The 19,518-nt window shown below is 73.8% G+C and carries 19 protein-coding genes; 8 read left to right on the top strand and 11 right to left on the bottom strand.

All coding sequences use genetic code 11. The annotated features are described in order from the left end of the window. Positions 1-126: 126 nt before the first annotated feature. Positions 127-1,185, bottom strand: a complete 1,059-nt coding sequence (locus ABZ234_RS28165) for an ABC transporter substrate-binding protein (protein ID WP_355014041.1) — start codon at positions 1,183-1,185, stop codon at positions 127-129. Between the two features lie 305 nt (positions 1,186-1,490). Then, positions 1,491-2,375: a MetQ/NlpA family ABC transporter substrate-binding protein gene (locus ABZ234_RS28160; RefSeq protein WP_355014040.1), complete on the bottom strand. Its 885-nt coding sequence runs from the start codon at positions 2,373-2,375 to the stop codon at positions 1,491-1,493. A 239-nt stretch (positions 2,376-2,614) separates the two neighbouring features. Between ABZ234_RS28160 and ABZ234_RS28155 the strand changes: the two genes are divergently transcribed. Continuing rightward, positions 2,615-3,199, top strand: a complete 585-nt coding sequence (locus ABZ234_RS28155) for a winged helix-turn-helix domain-containing protein (protein ID WP_355014039.1) — start codon at positions 2,615-2,617, stop codon at positions 3,197-3,199. 214 nt (positions 3,200-3,413) lie between these two features. On the opposite strand, the gene ABZ234_RS28150 is transcribed toward ABZ234_RS28155, so the two are convergent. The 4 genes from ABZ234_RS28150 to ABZ234_RS28135 all read right to left on the bottom strand — a co-directional run bounded on the left by ABZ234_RS28150 (position 3,414) and on the right by ABZ234_RS28135 (position 6,030). Further along, positions 3,414-4,673, bottom strand: a complete 1,260-nt coding sequence (locus ABZ234_RS28150) for a putative sulfate exporter family transporter (protein WP_355014038.1) — start codon at positions 4,671-4,673, stop codon at positions 3,414-3,416. Next, positions 4,673-4,828: a hypothetical protein gene (locus ABZ234_RS28145; protein WP_355014037.1), complete on the bottom strand. Its 156-nt coding sequence runs from the start codon at positions 4,826-4,828 to the stop codon at positions 4,673-4,675. The genes ABZ234_RS28150 and ABZ234_RS28145 overlap by 1 nt, the downstream gene beginning before the upstream one ends. Before the next feature lie 243 nt (positions 4,829-5,071). After that, positions 5,072-5,494: a rhodanese-like domain-containing protein gene (locus tag ABZ234_RS28140; protein WP_355014036.1), complete on the bottom strand. Its 423-nt coding sequence runs from the start codon at positions 5,492-5,494 to the stop codon at positions 5,072-5,074. After that, positions 5,491-6,030 (bottom strand): cysteine dioxygenase, encoded by a 540-nt coding sequence (locus tag ABZ234_RS28135; protein ID WP_330158338.1) that lies wholly within the window; start codon positions 6,028-6,030, stop codon positions 5,491-5,493. The genes ABZ234_RS28140 and ABZ234_RS28135 overlap by 4 nt, the downstream gene beginning before the upstream one ends. 703 nt (positions 6,031-6,733) lie before the next feature. On the opposite strand from ABZ234_RS28135, the gene ABZ234_RS28130 reads away from it, so the two are divergent. The 4 genes from ABZ234_RS28130 to ABZ234_RS28115 are packed head-to-tail and all read left to right on the top strand — an operon-like array spanning position 6,734 to position 10,316. Beyond that, a complete protein-coding gene (locus ABZ234_RS28130; protein ID WP_355014035.1) occupies positions 6,734-7,984 on the top strand; it encodes an SfnB family sulfur acquisition oxidoreductase in 1,251 nt (416 codons plus the stop codon). Positions 7,985-8,009: 25 nt separating this feature from the next. Then, complete coding sequence (locus ABZ234_RS28125; protein WP_355014034.1) at positions 8,010-9,173, top strand: LLM class flavin-dependent oxidoreductase; 1,164 nt, start codon at positions 8,010-8,012, stop codon at positions 9,171-9,173. 23 nt (positions 9,174-9,196) lie between these two features. Further along, entirely contained in the window at positions 9,197-9,760 is a 564-nt protein-coding gene (locus ABZ234_RS28120; RefSeq protein WP_355014033.1) for an NAD(P)H-dependent oxidoreductase, read from the top strand. Between the two features lie 40 nt (positions 9,761-9,800). Then, a complete protein-coding gene (locus ABZ234_RS28115) occupies positions 9,801-10,316 on the top strand; it encodes a flavin reductase family protein (RefSeq protein WP_267945443.1) in 516 nt (171 codons plus the stop codon). Positions 10,317-10,447: 131 nt separating this feature from the next. On the opposite strand, the gene ugpC is transcribed toward ABZ234_RS28115, so the two are convergent. From ugpC to ABZ234_RS28090, 5 genes are all read right to left on the bottom strand, one after another. Next, on the bottom strand, positions 10,448-11,539 hold the full coding sequence (gene ugpC / locus ABZ234_RS28110) for a sn-glycerol-3-phosphate ABC transporter ATP-binding protein UgpC (protein ID WP_355014032.1): 1,092 nt from the start codon (positions 11,537-11,539) through the stop codon (positions 10,448-10,450). Positions 11,540-11,553: 14 nt separating this feature from the next. Then, complete coding sequence (locus tag ABZ234_RS28105) at positions 11,554-12,549, bottom strand: zinc-dependent alcohol dehydrogenase family protein (RefSeq protein ID WP_344181858.1); 996 nt, start codon at positions 12,547-12,549, stop codon at positions 11,554-11,556. Continuing rightward, the gene (locus ABZ234_RS28100) at positions 12,549-13,421 is read right to left on the bottom strand and encodes a carbohydrate ABC transporter permease (RefSeq protein ID WP_267950434.1); all 873 of its coding nucleotides are present in this window, start codon (positions 13,419-13,421) and stop codon (positions 12,549-12,551) included. The genes ABZ234_RS28105 and ABZ234_RS28100 overlap by 1 nt, the downstream gene beginning before the upstream one ends. A gap of 5 nt (positions 13,422-13,426) precedes the next feature. After that, entirely contained in the window at positions 13,427-14,353 is a 927-nt protein-coding gene (locus ABZ234_RS28095) for a sugar ABC transporter permease (RefSeq protein ID WP_355014031.1), read from the bottom strand. 63 nt (positions 14,354-14,416) lie between these two features. After that, positions 14,417-15,778 carry a sugar ABC transporter substrate-binding protein gene (locus tag ABZ234_RS28090; protein WP_344181854.1) on the bottom strand — a complete coding sequence of 454 codons (1,362 nt, stop codon included), beginning with the start codon at positions 15,776-15,778 and terminating at the stop codon, positions 14,417-14,419. A 206-nt stretch (positions 15,779-15,984) separates the two neighbouring features. On the opposite strand from ABZ234_RS28090, the gene ABZ234_RS28085 reads away from it, so the two are divergent. From ABZ234_RS28085 to ABZ234_RS28075, 3 genes are all read left to right on the top strand, one after another. Beyond that, complete coding sequence (locus tag ABZ234_RS28085; RefSeq protein ID WP_267945448.1) at positions 15,985-16,932, top strand: sugar-binding domain-containing protein; 948 nt, start codon at positions 15,985-15,987, stop codon at positions 16,930-16,932. A gap of 121 nt (positions 16,933-17,053) precedes the next feature. Next, positions 17,054-18,436 carry a xylulokinase gene (gene xylB / locus ABZ234_RS28080; protein WP_355014030.1) on the top strand — a complete coding sequence of 461 codons (1,383 nt, stop codon included), beginning with the start codon at positions 17,054-17,056 and terminating at the stop codon, positions 18,434-18,436. Positions 18,437-18,677: 241 nt separating this feature from the next. After that, a complete protein-coding gene (locus ABZ234_RS28075; RefSeq protein ID WP_355014029.1) occupies positions 18,678-19,517 on the top strand; it encodes an alpha/beta hydrolase in 840 nt (279 codons plus the stop codon). Position 19,518: the final 1 nt, after the last annotated feature.

Below are 19,518 nucleotides of genomic sequence, written 5' to 3'. Positions count from 1 at the left end.
GACCCTCCAGCGGCCCCCCCGCCACCCCGCCCCGGCCGGGCCGCCGCCGCGGCCCGACGCCGGCGCGGGGCCTCCGCCCCCGGGCGGTGGGATCCCGGCCCGGGGGCGGAGCCCCTCCGCCGTCCGTCAGCCGAGCCCGGCGACCTCGTCGCGGCCCGCCTCGGCGAGGAGGCCGTTGAGCGGGTCCAGGGCGTAGATGCCGTCCAGCTCCACCGGGTCGAGGAGGCCGACGGCCTCGGCGTGCTCGGCGCCGCCCTGGAGGGAGGGGGCGATCGGGTCGACCGTGAAGGTCACGTTCTCGAACGCGGAGGCGACGACCTCGGGGGAGAGCCCGCCGCCGGTGAGGGCCTCCAGGTGGGCGATGGCCGCCGTCTGGGCGTCCTCGGGGTTCTCGTTGATCCAGTCGACGGTCTCGATGTGGCCGCGCAGCAGGTTCTCGACCGCCTCGGGGTCGGACTCCAGGAACTCGGCGCTGACGATCAGGTGCGTGGTGACGAACTCGCCGCCGGTCTCCGGCCACAGGTCGGTCTCGTCCACGAGCAGTTCGCCGTCCGCCTCGTCGACCAGGCGGCTGAGGTGCGGTTCGGGCACCCACGCGCCGTCGATCTCGCCGAGGACGAAGCTGTCGATGATCTCGGCGTTGTCCTGGGGCAGGACGGACAGCTCGCCCCCGCCCTCGGTGTCGACCTCCCAGCCCTGCTCCTGGGCGAACCAGCGCAGCGCCACGTCCTGGGTGTTGCCCAGCTGGGGCGTGGAGAGGGTGGTGCCGGGCAGGTCCTCGACGCTGTCGATGCCGGGCCGGACCACGAGTCCGGCGCCCCGGGAGGTGGACCCGGCGATGATGTGCAGCGCGGTGCCCTCCGACTGCGCCCATCCGTTGATGGCGGGGTTGGGGCCGATGAAGGTCGCGTCGACCTCGCCCGCGAACAGGGCGTTGATGGCGTCGGGGCCCGCGTTGAAGGTCTGGGTCTCCAGCGCGGTGTCGCCGAGGGCCTCGGCGAGGGTCCCGTTCTCCACGCCGACCAGGGCCGGGACGTGGGTGATGTTGGGGAAGTAGCCCAGGGTGAGGGTGCCGGAGCCCCCGTCCCCGCCGCCCCCTTCCCCCTCGCTCCCGCACCCGGTGGCGACCAGTCCCAGTGCCAGTACTGCGGCGGCGGTCGGAAGCACAGACGTGCGCATGCTCATCTCGGGTCCTCATTCGGGGGTTCGGGGCGGGTCGGGCCGGTCGCGTAAAACTCTACTAAATGAGTAGGTTTTGTGGAACTTACCCCATGGTGATGCAGGTCACACATATGCCTCTCCATCACGGGAGAGTCCTGGTCACGGTGGGTCCGCCCCTTCTTCCGGAACGTGACCGGCGGCCTGCGTGCGCGCCCCGGACGACCCCGCGTCCGACCCCGGACACGCCGAAGGGCGGTGGAGCCGGGAGGCTCCACCGCCCTCGGGGGAACGGGGGAGGGTGCGCGGCGGCCGGCCGGGCCGCCGGACGGCTACTCCTCGTCGGCCGCCCCACCGGTCTCGACGACGTTGCCGTCGCCGTCGACCGCCAGGACGACGCCCTGCCAGGACTCCTGGACGAACTCCAGGACGCGCTCGTCGTGCAGCAGCTCCGCGAGCAGCTGGACGCGCTCGTCCTCGGCGTTCTCCTCCAGGGCGACCAGGCCGTTGGCGTAGGCCTCGACGTAGTCCTCGCCCTCCGGCTCCCAGGCCAGGACGTTGGACTCCTCGGGCAGGTTCGCCTCGATGGCGTAGTTGCCGTTGACGATCGCCGCGTCCACGTCGGAGATCGAGCGCGGCAGCTGGGCGGCCTCCAGCGGGGTGACGGTGATGTCCCGGGGGTTGTCCGTGATGTCGTTCTCGGTGGCGGACTCGCCGGCCTCCGGGTCGACGGTGATCAGGCCCTCGGCCTCCAGGACGCCGAGCGCGCGGGCGAGGTTGGCGGGGTCGTTGGGCACCGCGACCTCGGCGCCGTCCGGCAGGTCCTCGACGCTCTCGACGCTCTCGGAGTAGAGGCCGAGGCGCTCGATGTGGACGTCGGTGATGTAGGCGAGCTCGGCGTCGGGACCGTTCTCGACCCACTCTCCGAGGAACGAGCGGTGCTGGAAGTAGTTGGCGTCCAGCTCCCCCTCGACCAGGGCCGCGTTGGGGGTGTTGTAGTCCGAGATCTCCACGATGTCCAGGTCCAGCCCGGCCTCCTCGGCGAGGTTCTCGTCGATGAAGGCGAGGATGTCGCCGTGCGGCACGGGGCTGACCCCAACGGTCAGGACGTCCCCGCCGCCGTTCTCGGCCTCGGCGGCCTGCTCGCTGGGGGCGCCGCAGGCGGAGAGCGCCAGGGTGACGGCGGCGGCGCCGATGACGGCTGAGGTCGTGCGCATGTGCACTCCTTAGGGGATCGTGGGGTGGAGGATCGCGGGGGTCCCGGCGTCGGCGCGAACACCGGCGGCCCGGGCGGGCAGTGCCCCCTGTGGGGTATTACCGACCCAATCAGACACTATCCCACCGGTTTGGTAGGAATAATCCGTTTCGCCCCGCCCTTCGCGTGGCATGAACCACACGGACCATATTACCGACTAATCCGGTAGAAATTAACGGGAATACGGCGCATGATGGTGGCATGCTCAGCGCACACAGCTCACTCCCCAGCGTCGACACCCGTGCCGTGCCCCTGCGGAGCGCGGCCCCGCTGCGCGGCGAACCGCCCCTGGCCGCCCTGCCCCGGCCGGAGGCGGGGCCGGGCGGTGCCGTCGGCGGCCCCGTCCTGACCTCCCCCGAAGAGCCCGGCTCCGACCACTCGCTCCTCGGCGTGCTGCCCCTGCCCGAGAGCGGCAAGTACATGCTGGTCTACGGGGTGGTGGTGGACGAGCCCCACGCCCGCGCCAGGCCGCTCCCCGTCCCGGGCGCCGCCCTGCTGATCGACCGCGACGCCCGCCGGGTCTGGTCCGGCGGGCAGGAGGTCGAGCTCACCTACCAGGAGTACGAGCTCCTGGAGTGCCTCGCCGACTCCCCCGGCCGCGCGATCGCCCGCGGCGAGCTGATGGAGCGCGTGTGGGGCACCCGCAAGGACCTGCACTCGCGCACCATCGACGTGCACATCCACCGGCTCCGCCGCAAGCTCGGCCGGGCCGGGGACCTCATCGCGACCGTGCGCAAGGTCGGCTACATCTACCACGGCCCCCCGTCGCCGCCCCTGGGCGTCTGACCGGTGGGGCCGCCGCCGGGCGGCCCCACCGGAGACCCGCCCCTCCTCGGGACGGCCGTCGGGACCGCCCGGTCCCGCGGAAGCGGTCAGCCGCCGGAACCGGCCGCCGGCGTCCGGGGAGCGGGCCTCCCGGACACGGCGGGGCGCGGCGCCTCCGCCGGGAGGCGCCGCGTCCCTCTCCTCCGCCGGCCGGAGCGGCCCCGGCCGGACGCCCCTAGAAGGCGAAGCCGCGGAAGAGCAGCACCGCGAGCAGCAGTCCGACCGCCAGGTTGAACACCGTGGCGAGGCCGAACACGCCGATCGGCCGCCAGCCCGCCTCGCGCAGCGAGCCGAGCTTGAACTCCAGGCCGATACTGGTGAACGCCGCGATCAGGAACCAGTCGCGCAGGGCCCTGGCGGTGTCCAGGCCCGCCTGCGGGTCGGCGGCCGGGCCGTTGGACCACAGGGTCGCGGCGACCGAGGCGGCCAGGAACCCCAGCACGAACTTGGGGAACCGGTCCCACAGGGTGCGCAGGCCGGGGCGCTCCACCGCGCCGCCGCCCTCGGCGGGGGCGACCCTGAAGGCGAAGTAGGCGGTCAGCAGCACCGCCACGACGCCCATCAGGACGTTCTGGGTGGCCTTGACGATGGAGGCGATCTGGAGGGCCTCCTCTCCGACGATCGCCCCGGAGGCCGCGACCGCCGCCGTGGTGTCGATGTTGCCGCCGATCCACGCGCCGGCCTGGGCGGTGCTCAGTCCGAGCACGCCGACCAGCCACGGCAGCAGGAAGATCGAGGGGACGGCGAACAGGATGACCAGGCTCGCGGTGTAGGCGAGCTGTTCCCTGCGCGCCTGCACGGCTCCGGCTGCGGCGATGGCGGCGCTGACCCCGCAGATGGACACCGACGAGGCGAGCAGCGCCCGCAGCCGGTCGTCCAGGCCGAGCTTGCCGCCCACCCACCAGGTGAACAGGAACACCGACGTGACCAGGAACAGGGCCTGGAGGACGGCGGGCCCGGCGGCCTGGGCGATGACGTCGAACAGGACCGTGGAGCCGAGCAGGACCAGGCCCGTCTTGATGAGGAACTCGGTCCTGAACGCCGGGGCCAGCCGGTCGCGCACCCCCAGGAGGGAGAGCACCAGGTTGCCCAGCAGGCCGAGCAGGATCGCGTAGACGGGGTACTCGACGGCCTCGGCGAAGCCGCCCAGCGGGGACCCCTCCGCGGCGGCGGGGACCCAGGACTCCAGGAAGCGGGTGGCCGCGGCCAGGGCGAGGACAACGAGGAGGCCGAGGGCGGACCAGAGCGGTGCGCCGGGTCCGCGCGGGGCATCCGCGTCCTCCCGGGCGTCGGCCCCGCCGTCGCCGGTCGCGCCGCCCTCGGGGCCGCCGGTGGTGTCGTCGGGGCCGACCGCAGTGCCGTCCGCGGTCCCGGTCGCGCCGGCGCCGTCGGCCCGGGAGGCGTCCTCTCCGGGGCCGGGGGTGTGCGTGGCCATCAGGGGACCAGTCCCGCCGGGATGACCCCGAGCAGGGCCAGGCCGAGCAGCACGAGTCCGGTGACGGTGGCCGCCCAGTCCTCGCCGCTCCGCCACCGGGGGCGCGGGGGAGCCGGTTCGGGCGTGGACGCGGGCGTGGTGGGTGTCTCGCTCATGGTTCTCCTCGATCTCCGGGCGCGGGGGCGCCCTCGGGGGACGGGACGGGATACGACCGGAACGGCGACTTACTACACTAAACCTACTCATTTAGTGTATTTAATGGCCGCGCAAGGCGCCAGACCCGGTTCCGACGCCCGGGAGGGGCGTGGGACCGGGCCCGACGGTGACGATACGGGGAGCACGGCCCCCGTGTCCGGCACACGGAGACGGGACCGGCCCCGGCGCGGGGAGCCGGAACCTCAGCCCCGGCGTGCGGCCCCGGGTCCGGACTCGGCGCGGAGCACGGGCTCGGTGGTGGGCAGCCCGCGGGCGCGCCAGGCGCGGAAACCGCCGGCCATGTCGGTGGCCCTCGCCAGCCCCAGCTCCTGGAGCTGGACGGCGGCCAGGCTGGAGGCGTACCCCTCGTTGCAGAACAGCACGATGAGCCGGTCAACGGAGTCGGCCTCGGGCACCCGGTCGGGACTGCTGGGGTCCAGCCGCCACTCCAGGACGTTGCGGTCGATCACCAGCGCCCCCGGGATCTCCCCCTCGGCCTCGCGGTTGACGGCGGGCCGGGTGTCGACCAGCAGCGCGCCCTCCTCCTGGGCGCGCAGCGCCTCGGCCGGCGAGAGCCGTTCGAGTCGGGCGCGCTTGCCGTCGAGGAGCCGTTCGATCGCGCTCACCGCCGCTCCCCCGCCCCGGCCGTGGGCACGGCGTCCAGCGTGGGGACGTCGGGCTCGGGGTCGCTGGTCAGGATGCTGCCGGTGCGGCGCAGCGCGTTGTCGCCGCTGACCTCGTAGTAGTGCATGGCGGTCAGCGGCGGCGAGTAGGCGTGCACGCTGACGGCGGGCGCGGCGGCGGCGTTGACCACGTCGTGCACGTGGCCGAGCGGGAACCGGCCGCCCCCGCCGTCGGCCAGGGTGCGTTCGCGCAGGCCGGCGTCCCAGTAGCGTTCGACCAGCTCCCCGGCGACGACGGTGAGCGCGCCCAGCGAACCGGCGTGGTCGTGGAGCCGGGTGGACTGGTCGGGCGTCCAGGAGATGAGCCAGACGTCGGTGTAGTCGTCGGCGCGCAGGCGGACCGACCAGCGGTTCTCGGCGTCGAAGCGGATCTCGTGGAGCCCCTGGCGGACCTCCTCGGCGACCGCGGCGGTCAGCTCGGACAGGCGGTCCAGGGTGAGCGGGGTCGGCGCGGCGGGCGCGGCTGCGGTGTCGGTCATGGGTTCTTGCTCTCGGATTCGTGGGCGGTCGGAGTCTGCGCTGGTCCGGCGGCCGCTAACAGTGCCCGTCGAAGGCAGGGGGCCGCAGGTGTGACGGTGTTCTGACTGCCATGACCGCAGTAAACCACATTCCCTACAGGTTTAGTTGGTAGGAGCCTCCCGTCGCACGTGTCACGCCCGCCCCGGCGCCACCACACCCCTCGACACACCCCGCCCGACCTGCACGTTCCCACTCCCCCCGCACGCACCACCGAAGATTCCCTACTTTTTCGGTTGACAAAATGGGGTTAGCGGATCAGGCTGGTGGACGAGGCCGACGGAATCGCGGAGCCGTCGGCCAGGACCCGCCGACCACCCGCGCCGCCCGGGCCACCCCGCCGGGTGGACGAACGCGAGGCCGGTCCCGGCGTTCCGGGTCGAGGGGGCTGCCATGCGCGGAGCCGCCCGACCCTCGGCCCGGAACGCCCTCCACGCCGCGCGATCGGACGGGAGGCCGACCCGATGCCCGACATCCGACAGGGACCGCCGCATACCCCGCACATGCCCCCGACCGAATCCGCCCCCGCACGGCGCCCCTGGTCGAACACCACGCCGAGGACACGGAACCGCCGCCCGCCGCACACCGACCTGTGCTTTGATTCCCCATAATTCCGGTAGGTATTTACTGGCACACGTCGGCGTGCGTCCCAGCAGGAGGTTCACCATGTCCGAGACCGTCACCGGCCCCACCCCCGGCACGACCGGCGGCGAGGTCCGGGTCATCGCCTCGGACGCGGAGGCCGTCGAGGCCGCCCGCGCCCTGGTCCCCCGGTTCGCGGAGGGCGCCTGCGGGCGCGACCGCGACCGCTGTCTGCCCCGGGAGCAGGTCCGCGAGCTGGCCCGGTCGGGCCTGCTCGGGATCACCGTGCCCCGCGCCCTGGGCGGGGCCGGCGCGGGCGCCGGGACCGTCGCCGAGATACTGCGCCTGCTCGGCACCGCCGACCTCAGCCTGGCGCAGATCCCGCAGCCGCACTTCGCGTTCCTCAACGCGCTGCGCCTGCGCGGGGGCGGGACCGCGCGGGCACGGGTGTTCGGCGACGTCCTCGCCGGCGCGCTCGTCTCCAACGCCCAGGCCGAGCGGTCCGGGAGGACCGCGCACACCCACGCCACCCGCCTGGAGCGCGGCGGCGGGGGCTGGCGGGTCAACGGCAGCAAGTACTACGCCACGGGTTCGCTGCTCGCCGACTGGATCGCCGTGGTCGCCCCCGCGGCCACCCCGGACGGACCGCGCCCGCACATCGCCTTCGTCCCGGCCGACGCCCCGGGCGTGCGCGTCGAGGACGACTGGGCCGGCATGGGCCAGCGCACCACCGCCAGCGGAACGGTGCACCTGGCCGACGTGGCCGTGCCCGACGACCTGGTCCTGCCCCAGTACCTGACGTTCGAGGGGCCCACCACCTACGGCGCGTTCGCGCAGCTGCTGCACGCCGCCATCGACATCGGCGCGGCGCGCGGCGCCCTGGCCGAGGCGGCGGCCTTCGTGCGCTCCAAGAGCCGCCCCTGGTTCGAGAGCGGCGTCGACACCGCGCCCGAGGACCCGCTGCTCGTCCACCGGTTCGGCGAGCTGGAGATCCAGGTGCGCGCCGCGGAGGCCCTGCTGGCCTCCGCCGCCGACCGGGTGGACGCCGCCGACGCCGTCCTGGCCGGGGGCGCCCCCGGCGCGGAGGACGCCACCGCAGAGGCCTCGGTCGCCGTGGCCGCAGCCAAGGTCGCCGGCGGACGGGCCGCCGTGGAGGTCTCCTCCGCCCTGTTCGAGGTGGCGGGCACGCGGGCCGCGGCCGACTCCGAGAACCTGCACCGCCACTGGCGCGACGCCCGCACCCACACCGTCCACGACCCGGTGCGCTGGAAGGTCCAGCACGTCGGGGAGTACTCCCTCAACCGTCGCCGCCCACCGCGGCACGGTCAGATCTGATCCCGCAACGGAGGAGCGTCCCTCAATGCCCCTGACCTTCCACTGGTTCCTGCCCACGCAGGGGGACAGCCGCGGCATCGTCGGCGGCGGCCACGGCGCGGACGTCGTGGCCTCGGCCTGGCGGACCCGCGAGCCGACCCTGGACTACCTCGCCCAGATCGCCGGAGCCGCCGAGCGGCTGGGGTTCGAGGGCGTCCTCACCCCCACCGGCGCGTGGTGCGAGGACGCCTGGCTGACCACGGCGATGCTGGCCGGGAGCACGAGGCGGCTGAAGTTCCTGGTGGCGTTCCGCCCCGGGCTCCTCTCGCCCACCCTGGCGGCGCAGATGGCCGCGACCTACCAGCGGCTCAGCGGCGGACGTCTCCTGCTCAACGTGGTGACCGGCGGCGAGTCCGCCGAGCAGAGGCAGCACGGCGACTTCCTCGACAAGGACGCCCGGTACGCGCGCACCGACGAGTTCCTCCAGGTGGTCGAACGGCTCTGGCGCGGGGAGACCGTCGACTTCCGGGGAGAGCACGTCACGGTGGAGGGGGCCCGGCTCGCGAAGGCGCCGGACCCCCTGCCGCCGGTCTACTTCGGCGGCTCCTCCCCCGCCGCGCTCGACGTGGCCTCCCGCCGCGTGCAGACGTACCTGACGTGGGGTGAGCCGCCCGGCGCGGTCGCCGACAAGATCGACCGGGTCAGCGCCCTGGCGGCCAAGCGCGGCCGCACACTCGACTACGGCGTGCGGCTGCACGTGATCAGCCGGGACACCGCGGAGGAGGCGTGGGCGCAGGCCCAGCGCCTGCTCGACGGGCTGGCCCCCGACACCGTGGGGCAGGTGCAGCACCACCTGGCCATGAGCGAGTCCGAGGGCCAGCGCCGGATGCTCGAACTGCACGGCGGAAGCGCCGCCGACCTGGAGGTCCACCCCAACCTGTGGGCGGGTGTGGGCCTGGCCAGGGGCGGGGCCGGCACCGCACTGGTGGGCAGCCACGCCCAGGTCGCCGACCTGATCGAGGAGTACCACCGGGCGGGCGCCACCGAGTTCGTCCTGTCCGGTTACCCCCACCTGGAGGAGGCCTACTGGTTCGGCGAGGGGGTACTGCCGCTGTTGCGGGAGCGCGGGCTGTGGGAGCACCCGGAGGGAGGGGAGGAGTCCGCCGCCCCCCACGTCCCCTTCGCCGTGTCCGCCCCGGCCACGTCCTGACCGCCCCCGCACCGGAGACCGCCATGACCACCACCACCGTCCTCGTCGGCAATCCCCGGCCGAACTCCCGTACCGCCACCGCCGGCCTGGCCGTGGCCCGCCACGCCGCGGACGCGGCCGGACTGCCGGACGTGCCCGGACCGGACGACCTGATCGACCTGTCGCGGATCCGGCAGCTGCTGCTCGCCCCCGGCCCGCAGCCGCAGGTGGAGGCCGCCCTGGAGAGGGTGCGCGCCACCGACCTGCTGGTCGTGGCCAGCCCCACCTACAAGGCGACCTACACCGGTCTGCTGAAGGTGTTCCTGGACCTGCTGCCGTCCGGCGGGCTGGCGGGGGTGACGGCCGTGCCCGTGCTGGTGATGGCGTCCGCGGCCCACACCCTGGCCGTGGACGTGCACCTGCGCCCGCTGCTGCTCGAACTGGGCGCGACCGTTCCGGCGTCCGGACTGGCCCTGCTCCAGGACGCGGTCCCCTCCGACGGCGGGACCGACGGCACTCCGCGCCTGGACGGGGTGCTCGCGCCGTGGGCCGGGCGCGCGGCGCCCGTGCTGCGCGCGGCGGTGCGCACCCGGTCGGCCGCCGTCTGAGTCCTCCCCCCTCTCTTCACCCACCACAAGGGAGAGTCCGTTGAGTATCGCCGAGACCGCTTCCCCGTCCTTGGCGGAGGCCGACCGTTTCCGCGCGACGCTGCGCAACCACCCGGCCGGGGTCGTCATCATCACCGCCAGCGTGGAGGGGCGGCCCGTGGGGCTGACCGCCACCTCCTTCACCAGCGTCAGCCTCGCCCCGCCGCTGGTGTCCTTCTACATCGCGGAGTCCTCCACGACCTGGCCGGCGCTGCGCAGGGCGGGCGAGTTCGGGGTGCAGCTGCTGACCGAGGAGCAGTCCGACCTGGCCGACCGGTTCGCCCGCAGGGGGGAGGACCGGTTCGCCGCGCCGACGGCGTGGAGCCGGGGGCCGTCGCAGGTCCCGCTGCTGGACGGGGCCTCGGCGCACCTGGTCTGCTCCCGGTTCGACACCCGGCTGATCGGCGACCACTGGCTGGTGGTCGGGGAGGTGACGCACACGCTGGTGCTGGACGATCCGCGTCCGCCGCTCGTCTACCACCGGGGTGCGTTCGGCGGGGTCTCGGCCCTGCGCTGACCCCTTCCCGTACCGCGCCGCACGCGGGGGCGTCCCTGGCACGGGGCGCCCCCGGAGGGCCGTGCCACCGGGAGGGGGCGTCCGGACCGTGGAGCCCGCCGCCGCCCGGAGGCCGGGCGGCGGCGGGGCGCTCAGCCGTCCAGGCGCTCCCCCGTTCCCGGCGAGAACACGTGCACCCGTCCGGGGCGCACGCCCAGGCGCACGGTCGCACCCGCCGCCGGAGCCGCGTGCGGCGCCACCCGCACCACCAGATCGCCGTCGGCCGGATGCCCGGGGAGGCCGCCGTACAGGTAGCAGTCGGCGCCCAGGTGCTCGACCAGGCCCACCTCCATCGCGAACCCCTCGCCCTCCCCCACCAGGTCGACCGCCTCGGGGCGAAAGCCCAGCAGCGCGGAGGACGCGCCCTCGTCGGCGAGCCTGCGCCGCTGGCCGGGGGTGAGCGGCAGGTCGGCGTCGCCGACCCGGACCCCCTCCCGGCTCAGGGGGAACTCCCTCAGGTTCATCGCCGGGGAGCCGATGAACCCGGCGACGAAGGCGTTGGCGGGGTGCTCGTACAGCCGCACGGGGCTGTCGCACTGCTGGAGCACCCCGTCCTTGAGCACCGCCACCCGGTCGCCCATGGTCATCGCCTCGACCTGGTCGTGGGTGACGTAGACGGTGGTCACGCCCAGCCGCTTCTGGAGCGCGGCGATCTGCGTGCGGGTGGACACGCGCAGCTGGGCGTCCAGGTTGGACAGGGGCTCGTCCATGAGGAACACCCGGGGCTCGCGCACGATCGCGCGCCCCATCGCGACGCGCTGGCGCTGCCCCCCGGAGAGCGCCTTGGGCCTGCGGTGCAGCAGGGGCTCCAGGTCCAGGAGCCGGGCGGCCTCCAGGACCCTGCGCTCCCGCTCCGGCCTGGCGACCTTGGCCATCTCCAGGGCGAACCCCATGTTCTGCGCCACCGACATGTGCGGGTAGAGCGCGTAGGACTGGAAGACCATCGCGATGTCGCGCTCCAGCGGGCTGCTGTCGGTGACGTCCTCACCCCCGATGCGGATGGTCCCCGAGTCCACCTCCTCCAGCCCCGCGAGCATCCTCAGCGAGGTGGACTTCCCGCACCCGGAGGGACCCACGAGCACCAGGAACTCCCCGTCCTCCACCTCCAGGCTCAGCTCGTCGACGGCGGGCGCCTCCGTGCCCGGGTAGAAGTGGGTGGCCTTCTCGAAACCGACCGATGCCACGGCGGATTCCTCCTCTACAGCTGGGGGTTGATCTGGAGCTTGCGGCCACGGCCCGCCCGGAAGGCGTCGACGGCGTCGCCGAAGCCGTCCAGGGCGAAGGTGTCGGTGACCATGGCGTCGGCGTCGACCACGCCCTTGGCCATGAGGTCCACCGCCCGCCCGTAGCTGTGCAGAACGGCCATACTGCCCACGACGGTGATCTCGTCGTTGTAGACGCGGAACGGCGAGAAGGACGCGGTGGCCTCGGCCGGCGCCACCCCGAACACCTGGAAGGTGCCGCCCCGGGCGACGCGGGTCAGCCCGTCCTCGATGGCGGCGACCACGCCGGTGCAGTCGACGACGACCTCCCAGTCGCGGCGGTCGAGCTCGTCGGGGCCGGGGGCGACGGCGTCGGCGCCGAGGGAGGCGGCCACCGCCAGCCGGTCCTTGTTGGGGTCCACGACGGACACGCTCGCGGCCCCGGCGGAACGCGCGAGCTGGGCCATCAGCAGGCCCATGGTTCCCGCCCCGTACACGAGGTAGTGCTCCCCGACCCGGCCCGGGAGCAGGTCGAAGCCGTGCACCGCGCAGGACAGGGGCTCGATGAGCGCGCCGTGGGAGAAGGGCATGTGCTCGGGGATCGGGTAGCAGGACGCGGCGGGGGCGACGGCGAGTTCGGCGCAGGCCCCGGGGCCGGTGACGCCGATGGCGTTCCAGCTCTCGCACAGGTTCCCCCGGCCGACGACGCACTTGGAGCACGCGCCGCAGAACAGGGAGGGGTCGACGGCCACGCGGTCGTCCACTGCCAGGCCGGTGACCTCCGATCCGAGCGCGACGACCGTTCCCGCGAACTCGTGGCCGGGGACGATCGGGTAGGGCGTGGGGGCGAACTCCCCGTCGATGATGTGCAGGTCGGTGCCGCAGACGCCCACGGCGGAGGGGGCGACGACCACCTCGCGGGGTCCGGGAGCGGGGTCCTCCACCCGCTCGAGGGAGAAGTGGCCGGGTTCGCTGACGACGAGTGCACGCATTACTTCACAGCTCCTAGGGAGAGGCCGCGGACCAGCCAGCGCTGGGCGGTCCATCCGGCGATGATCACGGGCAGGGCCGCCATGGTGGAGGCGGCGGACAGGCGGGCCCAGAACAGCCCCTCGCCGCTGATGAAGCCGACGAGGAACACGGGCACGGTGGCGGCTCGGGTGGCGGTGAGGTTGACGGCGAAGAAGAACTCGTTCCAGGCGAAGATGAAGCAGATCAGGGCGGTCGCGGCCAGTCCGGGCGCGATCATCGGCAGGATGACGCGCCGCATCTCGGTGAGCCTGGGCGCGCCGTCCATCCGGGCGGCCTCCAGCACCTCCTTGGGCAGTTCGACCAGGAAGGAGCGGATCATCCACACCGCGATCGGCATGTTCATGGCCGTGTACACGAGGGTGAGGGTGCGGGCGTCGTCCAGGGCGCCGAGGTTCTGGGCGATGACGTAGAGCGGCAGGATCATGGCCACCGGCGGCAGCAGCTTGGTGGACAGGAAGAAGAACAGCGAGTCCCGCCACTGGGGGATGCGCACCAGTGAGAGCGCGTAGGCGGCCGGGAGGCCCAGGACGACGGCCAGGAGCGTGGACAGGACCGAGGCCTGGAGCGAGTTGAGCAGGTACGGCACGAAGTCGCGGCCGAGCACGGCGGCGTACTGGTCCAGGGTGGGTCGGAAGAAGAGGGTCGGCGGGTCGGTGGAGGCCTGCGACTCCTGTTTGAACCCGGTGAGGAACATCCACAGGACCGGGAAGAAGAACAGCAGTCCCACGGCCCAGGCGAGCAGGCCCGCGGCGGGGCGGAGCGGCCGGCGTCGGCGCCTGCGGGGGGCGGGCCCCGCCTCGGGGGCTGCGGCGGGGGCCGGCGCCTCGGTCACGCTTGTCACGACTCCTCCTCGAAGAGGCTGGAGACCACCCGCAGGGCGAACATGGCGACGACCAGGGTGGCGGCCACCACGATGACCCCGGCGGCCGCGGCCTCGCCCACGTCGAAGGCGCGGAAGGCCTGCAGGTAGATGAAGTAGGGCAGGTTGGTGCTGGCCTGGCCGGGGCCTCCCTGGGTGATCATGTAGACGGCGTCGAAGGTCTGGACGATGTAGATCGTGCCGAGCAGCAGCGCCAGCTCCACGAAGCGGCGCAGGTGCGGGAAGGTGATGCGTCGGAAGACGGCGAGGGGCCGGGCGCCGTCGACGCGCGCCGCCTCCAGCACCTCCGGCGACTGGCTCTGCAGGCCGGCGAGCATGATGAGCATCATGAACGGCGTCCACTGCCAGGTGAGGACCATGACGACGGACAGCAGCGGGAAGTCGTTGACCCAGTCCGCCTCGACCCCGAACGGGGACAGCGCCCAGTTGAGCAGTCCGTAGACGGGGTGGTACACGGACGTCTTCCACAGCAGTGCCGCGGCGACGGGCATGACCAGGAACGGTGTGATCAGGAGGGTGCGCACGACCCCTCGGCCGGGGAAGGAGCGGTCGAGGAGGACCGCGAGCGCCAGCCCGAGGGCCAGGGAGAGCAGGACGGCGCCGGCGGTCAGGACGACCGTGTTCGCGACGGCGTTGCGGAAGAGCGGGTCCCCCAGGACCCGGCCGTAGTTGGCGATCCCGGCGAAGGAGCCGGAGTCCGGCCGCAGCAGGTTGCTGTCCTGGAAGCTGTAGTAGACGGTGAACAGGAACGGGATCTGCGTCATCGCGACGACGAACAGCAGGCCCGGCAGCAGCGGGGTCCGGCGTATCCAGCGCTCCCCCCGCGCGGGTTCGCGCGTGGTGGGCCCGCGCCGCGCCGTGTCCGGCGTGGTCTGAGCGGTCATGGGCTTCCTCGAAGGTGTCGTGGCGGTGGCGGTGTGGTGCGGCCGGGGTGGCCCGGACCCGGTTCAGTCGCGGTAGCCGCCGGACAGGGCCGTCTCCTCCGCGTACTCCTGGGACTTGCGCAGCGCCTCCTCGACGGACTGCTGTCCGGCGATGGCCGCGGAGATCTCCTGGGAGACGCGGGTGCCCAGGTCCTGGAACTCGGGGATGGCGACGTACTGGACGCCGGTCCACGGCTGCGGGTGCAGGCCGGGCCGCTCCACGTCGACGTTGCCGATGGCCTCGTAGGTGGGACCGGCGAAGGCCTCGGCCGCCTCCCGGTACTCGGGGATGTCGTAGGTCGAGACGCGGGCGCCGGGCGGCACGCGCTCCCAGCCGAGGCGCTCCCCGACCAGGCGGTGGTACTCGCGGGACGTGGCCCAGGAGACGAACTCCCAGGCGGCCCCGGGGTCGGTGGAGGTCGTGGGGATCGACAGCGCCCATGCCCACAGCCAGCCCGCGTGCTCGGTCCGGGCGACCGGGGCGGGGGCGTAGCCGATGTCGCCGGCGACGCTGCTGGAGTCGGGGTCCTCCAGGTTGCCCGCTGCGACGGTGGAGTCGTAGAACATGGCGGCGTCGCCCTGGGCCATGGTGGTCAGGCACTCGGTGAACCCGGCGTTGGGCGCCCCGGGCTGCCCGTACCCGCCCACCAGGTCGACGTAGGTCCGGACGGCCTCCTCGACCTCGGGGGAGTCCAGGTGCGCGTTCCAGTCCTCGTCGTACCACCGGCCGCCGTGGGTGAGGATGACCGTGTTGAGCGGGGCGAGGAGCTCTCCCCAGCCGGGGACGCCGCGCAGGCAGATCCCGGAGACGCCGCCCTCGGGGTCGTCCAGCTCCTCCGCGAAGGCGGCGACGTCCTCCCAGGTCGGCTCGTCGGGCATCTCCAGGCCCGCCTCCTCGAACAGGTCCTCGCGGTACATCAGCAGCGACGACTCGCCGTAGAAGGGCGCCCCGTACATCCGGTCCTCGTGGGAGAGGGCGGAGCGCACGGTCGGGATGATGTCGTCGATGTCGTAGTCGGGGTCGGAGGCGTACTCGTCGAGGCCGAGGATCCAGCCGTTCTCCGCCCAGATGGGCACCTCGTAGGTGCCCACGGTGACCACGTCGTACTGGCCGCCCCGGGTGGCGATGTCCTGGGTGACGCGGTCGCGGAGCTGGTTCTCGGGCAGGACGACGAAGTCGACGGTGATGCCGGGGTGCGAGGCGTTGAACTCGTCCGCGAGGGCCTGGATGTCGTCCATCTGGGGGTTGGCCACCGTGGCGACGGTGACGACGCGCTCCCCGTCGGAGCCGCCGCCTCCCGCGCCGGCGCAAGCGGTGGCGAGGAGCGCCAGGCCGGTGGCGGCGGCCACGGCGGGAAGTCCGCGCCGCGTCGTGCGTGTGAGCATGTTCTTCCTCCTGGGGGGCGGCCCGGGTTGCGGGGAGCCGTGTCCCGTGGGGGTGTCAGGCCGCCACGGGTCTGCTCAGATGAGCAGACTTCTGAGCAGATGAGCAACGTGCGGCTCATTTAAGTTGTGACTGGCATCACGGGTCAAGACGGGATGCAATAATGAGCGTCAGCATGCTCATATGAGCGAACCCCTGGAGGATGTCGATGAAACCCGCGTTCCGACCGGCGGAACTGATCCGCGCCACCGCCATCGCGCGCAGGTACTACATCGCCGGGGAGTCGAAGATCCGCATCGCCGAGGACTTCGGGATCAGCCGGTTCAAGGTCGCGCGCATCCTCGACGACGCGCGCGCGGCGGGCATCGTGCGCATCGAGATCGCCGAGCCCACCGAGGTCGACACCGACCTCTCCCACCAGCTGCGGACCGCCTACGGGCTGCACCAGGCGATCGCGGTCGTCGACCCCGGCGAGGGCGGCGCCATGCACCGCGGCCTGGGGCGGATCGCGGCCGAGTACCTCACCGAGATCCTGGAGGAGGACGACACCCTGGGCCTGGCCTGCTCGCGCACGCTCAACGCGATGACGCTGGCGCTGGACGAGCTGCCCCGGTGCACGGTCGTGCAGCTGACCGGCGTGCTCCCCGGCGGCGTGGAGGAGAACTCGGTGGAGCTGGTCCGGCGGGTCGCCAGCCTGGCGCGCGGCCCGGCCTACCCCATCTACGCCCCGCTCGTGGTCTCCGACCCCGCGACCGCCGACGCCCTGCGCGCCCAGCCCCAGGTGGCCGGGGCGATGCAGCGCTACACGGAGCTGGACAAGGCGGTGGTCGCCATCGGATCCTGGTCACCGACCCTGTCCCTGGTCCGGGACGCCCTCTCCCCGGCCGAGGGCGCCGCCCTCGAACGCGACGGTGTGCAGGCCGAGGTGTGCGCCCGGACCGTGGACGTCCACGGCACACCGACCGCACCGGAGCTGACCTCGCGGATCATCGCCATCACCCTGGAGCAGCTGCGCGACGTGCCCGAGGTCGTCGCGGTCGCCGGAGGCGCCGGCAAAGCGCAGGCGATCCACTCCGTGCTCAAGACCGGTGTGGTGTCCTCCCTGGTCACCGACACCACGACGGCGCGCACGCTCATCGAGGCGGCGGTCCTCTGAGCCGCCGGCCGGCACGCCCGGGCCGTTCCCCGCCGCGCACCTGCCCGCGCGCCGAACCCTCCCCCCACTCCGAACCGCCACCCTCCGAAGCACCCGCCCCCCTCACCCTCACGGAGCCGACATGGCACTGGTCGCCGGAATCGACAGCTCGACCCAGTCCTGCAAGATCGTGGTCTGCGACGCCGAAAGCGGAGCGGTGGTGCGCGAGGCCCGCGCATCGCACCCCGACGGAACCGAGGTCCACCCCCGCGAGTGGTGGACCGCCCTGGAGGAGGCCTCCTCGGGCCTGCTCGACGACGTGGCGGCGGTCGCCGTCGCCGGACAGCAGCACGGCATGATCGCCGTGGACGCGGACGGCGGGGTCGTCCGCCCGGCCCTGCTGTGGAACGACACCCGCTCGGCGCAGGCGGCCCTGGACCTGATCGGCGAACTGGGCGGGCCCGCGGAGTGGGCCGGGGCCGTGGGCAACGTGCCCAACGCCAGCCTCACCGTCAGCAAGCTGCGCTGGCTGGCCGAGCACGAGCCGGAGAACGCCGCCCGTGCGACCGGTGTGATGCTCCCCCACGACTGGCTGACCTGGCGGCTGGCCGGCGGCGGGGCCGGCCCCGTCACCGACCGGGGCGACGCCTCGGGCACGGGGTACTGGTCGCCGGCCGAGGGGTCCTACCGCACCGACCTGATGGCCAGGGCGTTCGGACGCGAACTGGAGGCGCCCCGGGTGGCCGGGCCCTCCGAGGTCGTGGGGCACACGCCGTCGGGCGCGGTGATCGCCCCCGGGACCGGTGACAACATGGGCGCCGCCCTGGGGCTGGGGCTGCGGCCGGGCGACGCCGTGGTGTCCCTGGGGACCAGCGGGACCGTGTTCGCGGTGAGCGAGGGCCCGAGCCGGGACCCGGACGGGATCGTCAACGGGTTCGCCGACGCGACCGGGCGGTACCTGCCGCTCGTGTGCACGCTGAACGCGGCGCGGGTCCTCGGGGCGACCGCGGCGATGCTCGGCGTGGACCTGGCCGGGCTGGACGCGCTCGCGCTGGCCGCCGAACCGGGCGCGGAGGGGGTCGTACTCCTGCCCTACCTGGACGGCGAGCGCACACCGGTGCTGCCCGACGCCGCCGGTTCCCTGCACGGGCTGCGGCGGGCCAACATGCGGCCGGAGAACGTCGCGCGCGCGGCGGTGGAGGGGATGCTGTGCGGGCTGGCCGACGGCCTGTCCGCCATGACCCGCACCGGCGTGCCGGTCGGGCGGGTCCTGCTCGTGGGCGGGGCCGCCCGGTCGGCCGCGGTCCGCGAGGTCGCGGCGACGGTCCTGGGGGTCCCGGTGGCGGTGCCGCCGCCCGCCGAGTACGTCGCGGTCGGCGCGGCCCGCCAGGCGGCCTGGGCACTGGCGGGCACCGCCGAGCCGCCGGTCTGGGACCTCGGCGAGGGCGCCGAGCTGGAGCCCGTCGACGCGCCCCTCGTACGGCGCGCCTACGCGGAGGCGCGCGGGTCCCTCCACGGCGTCTGACCCCGGTCCCGTGCCCCCGCCCGGCTCGGGCGGGGGCACGGGTGCGTTCGGGACCGGGTGCGGGATGTGGACGCGGCGGGGGCTCCGCGCTCCGCCCCTGCGGTCGGCGCCGCCCCCGCGCGACGGCACGGGCGGTCCCGCGTGCCGCCGGGGACGCGGATCCCCCGGCGGACACGCCGTTGACAAGACTGGCTAATGCCATTAGCTTTTAGCTAACGCACTTAGCCACTTGGGGGATGCCATGACCGAGTACCTCGCCGTCGACGGCGGCACGATCGCCTACGAGGTGTCGGGCACCGGGCCGCTGGTCGTCCTCGCGCACGGCATGGGCGACAGCCGCGCCGCCTACCGCGCCGTGGTTCCGCCGCTGGTGGCGGCGGGCTACCGGGTCGCCGCCGTGGACCTGCGCGGCAGCGGGGAGTCCGGCGTCGACTGGCCGGAATGGACCCGCACCGCCGTCGCCGCGGACCTGCTCGCCGTGATCCGCCACCTGGGCGGCCCGGCCGTGCTCGTCGGCCACTCGTTCTCCGGCGGGGCCGCCACCATCGCCGCGGCACAGGAGCCCTCGCTGGTCACCGCGGTCGTCGAGCTGGCGCCGTTCACCCGCGAGCAGACGATCCGCCTCGGCGACCTGCGGGTGAGGCGCTTCCGGCAGGGCATGCTGCGGCTGCTCGGCGCGGGAGCGCTCGGCAGCGTGCCGCTCTGGCGCTCCTACCTCGACGTGGCCTACCCCGGCGCCAAGCCGGACCACTGGGCCGAGCGGCTCGACCGCATCGACTCCCTGCTGCGCGAGCCGGGCCGGATGAAGGCCCTGCAGAACATGGGCCGCAGCGCCCCGGCCGACGCCGGCGCGCACCTCGGCGGCGTCCGCTGCCCGGTCCTGGTCGTGATGGGCACACTCGACCCCGACTGGGCCGACCCGCACGCCGAGGGGACGGCGATCGTCGACGCCCTGCCGTCCGGCCTCGGACGCCTGGAGATGATCGAGGGCGCGGGGCACTACCCGCACGACCAGTTCCCCGAGCGGGTCGTCACGCTCGTGCTCGCCTTCCTCGGGTCGGACGCCGTCCGGGAACGGTGAG

This window comes from Nocardiopsis sp. NPDC006198, assembly GCF_040613895.1.
In the GTDB taxonomy this organism is placed as follows: domain Bacteria; phylum Actinomycetota; class Actinomycetes; order Streptosporangiales; family Streptosporangiaceae; genus Nocardiopsis; species Nocardiopsis tropica.
Note: the sequence above shows the minus strand (reverse complement) of the source record. Positions and strands in the feature narration are given on the sequence as shown.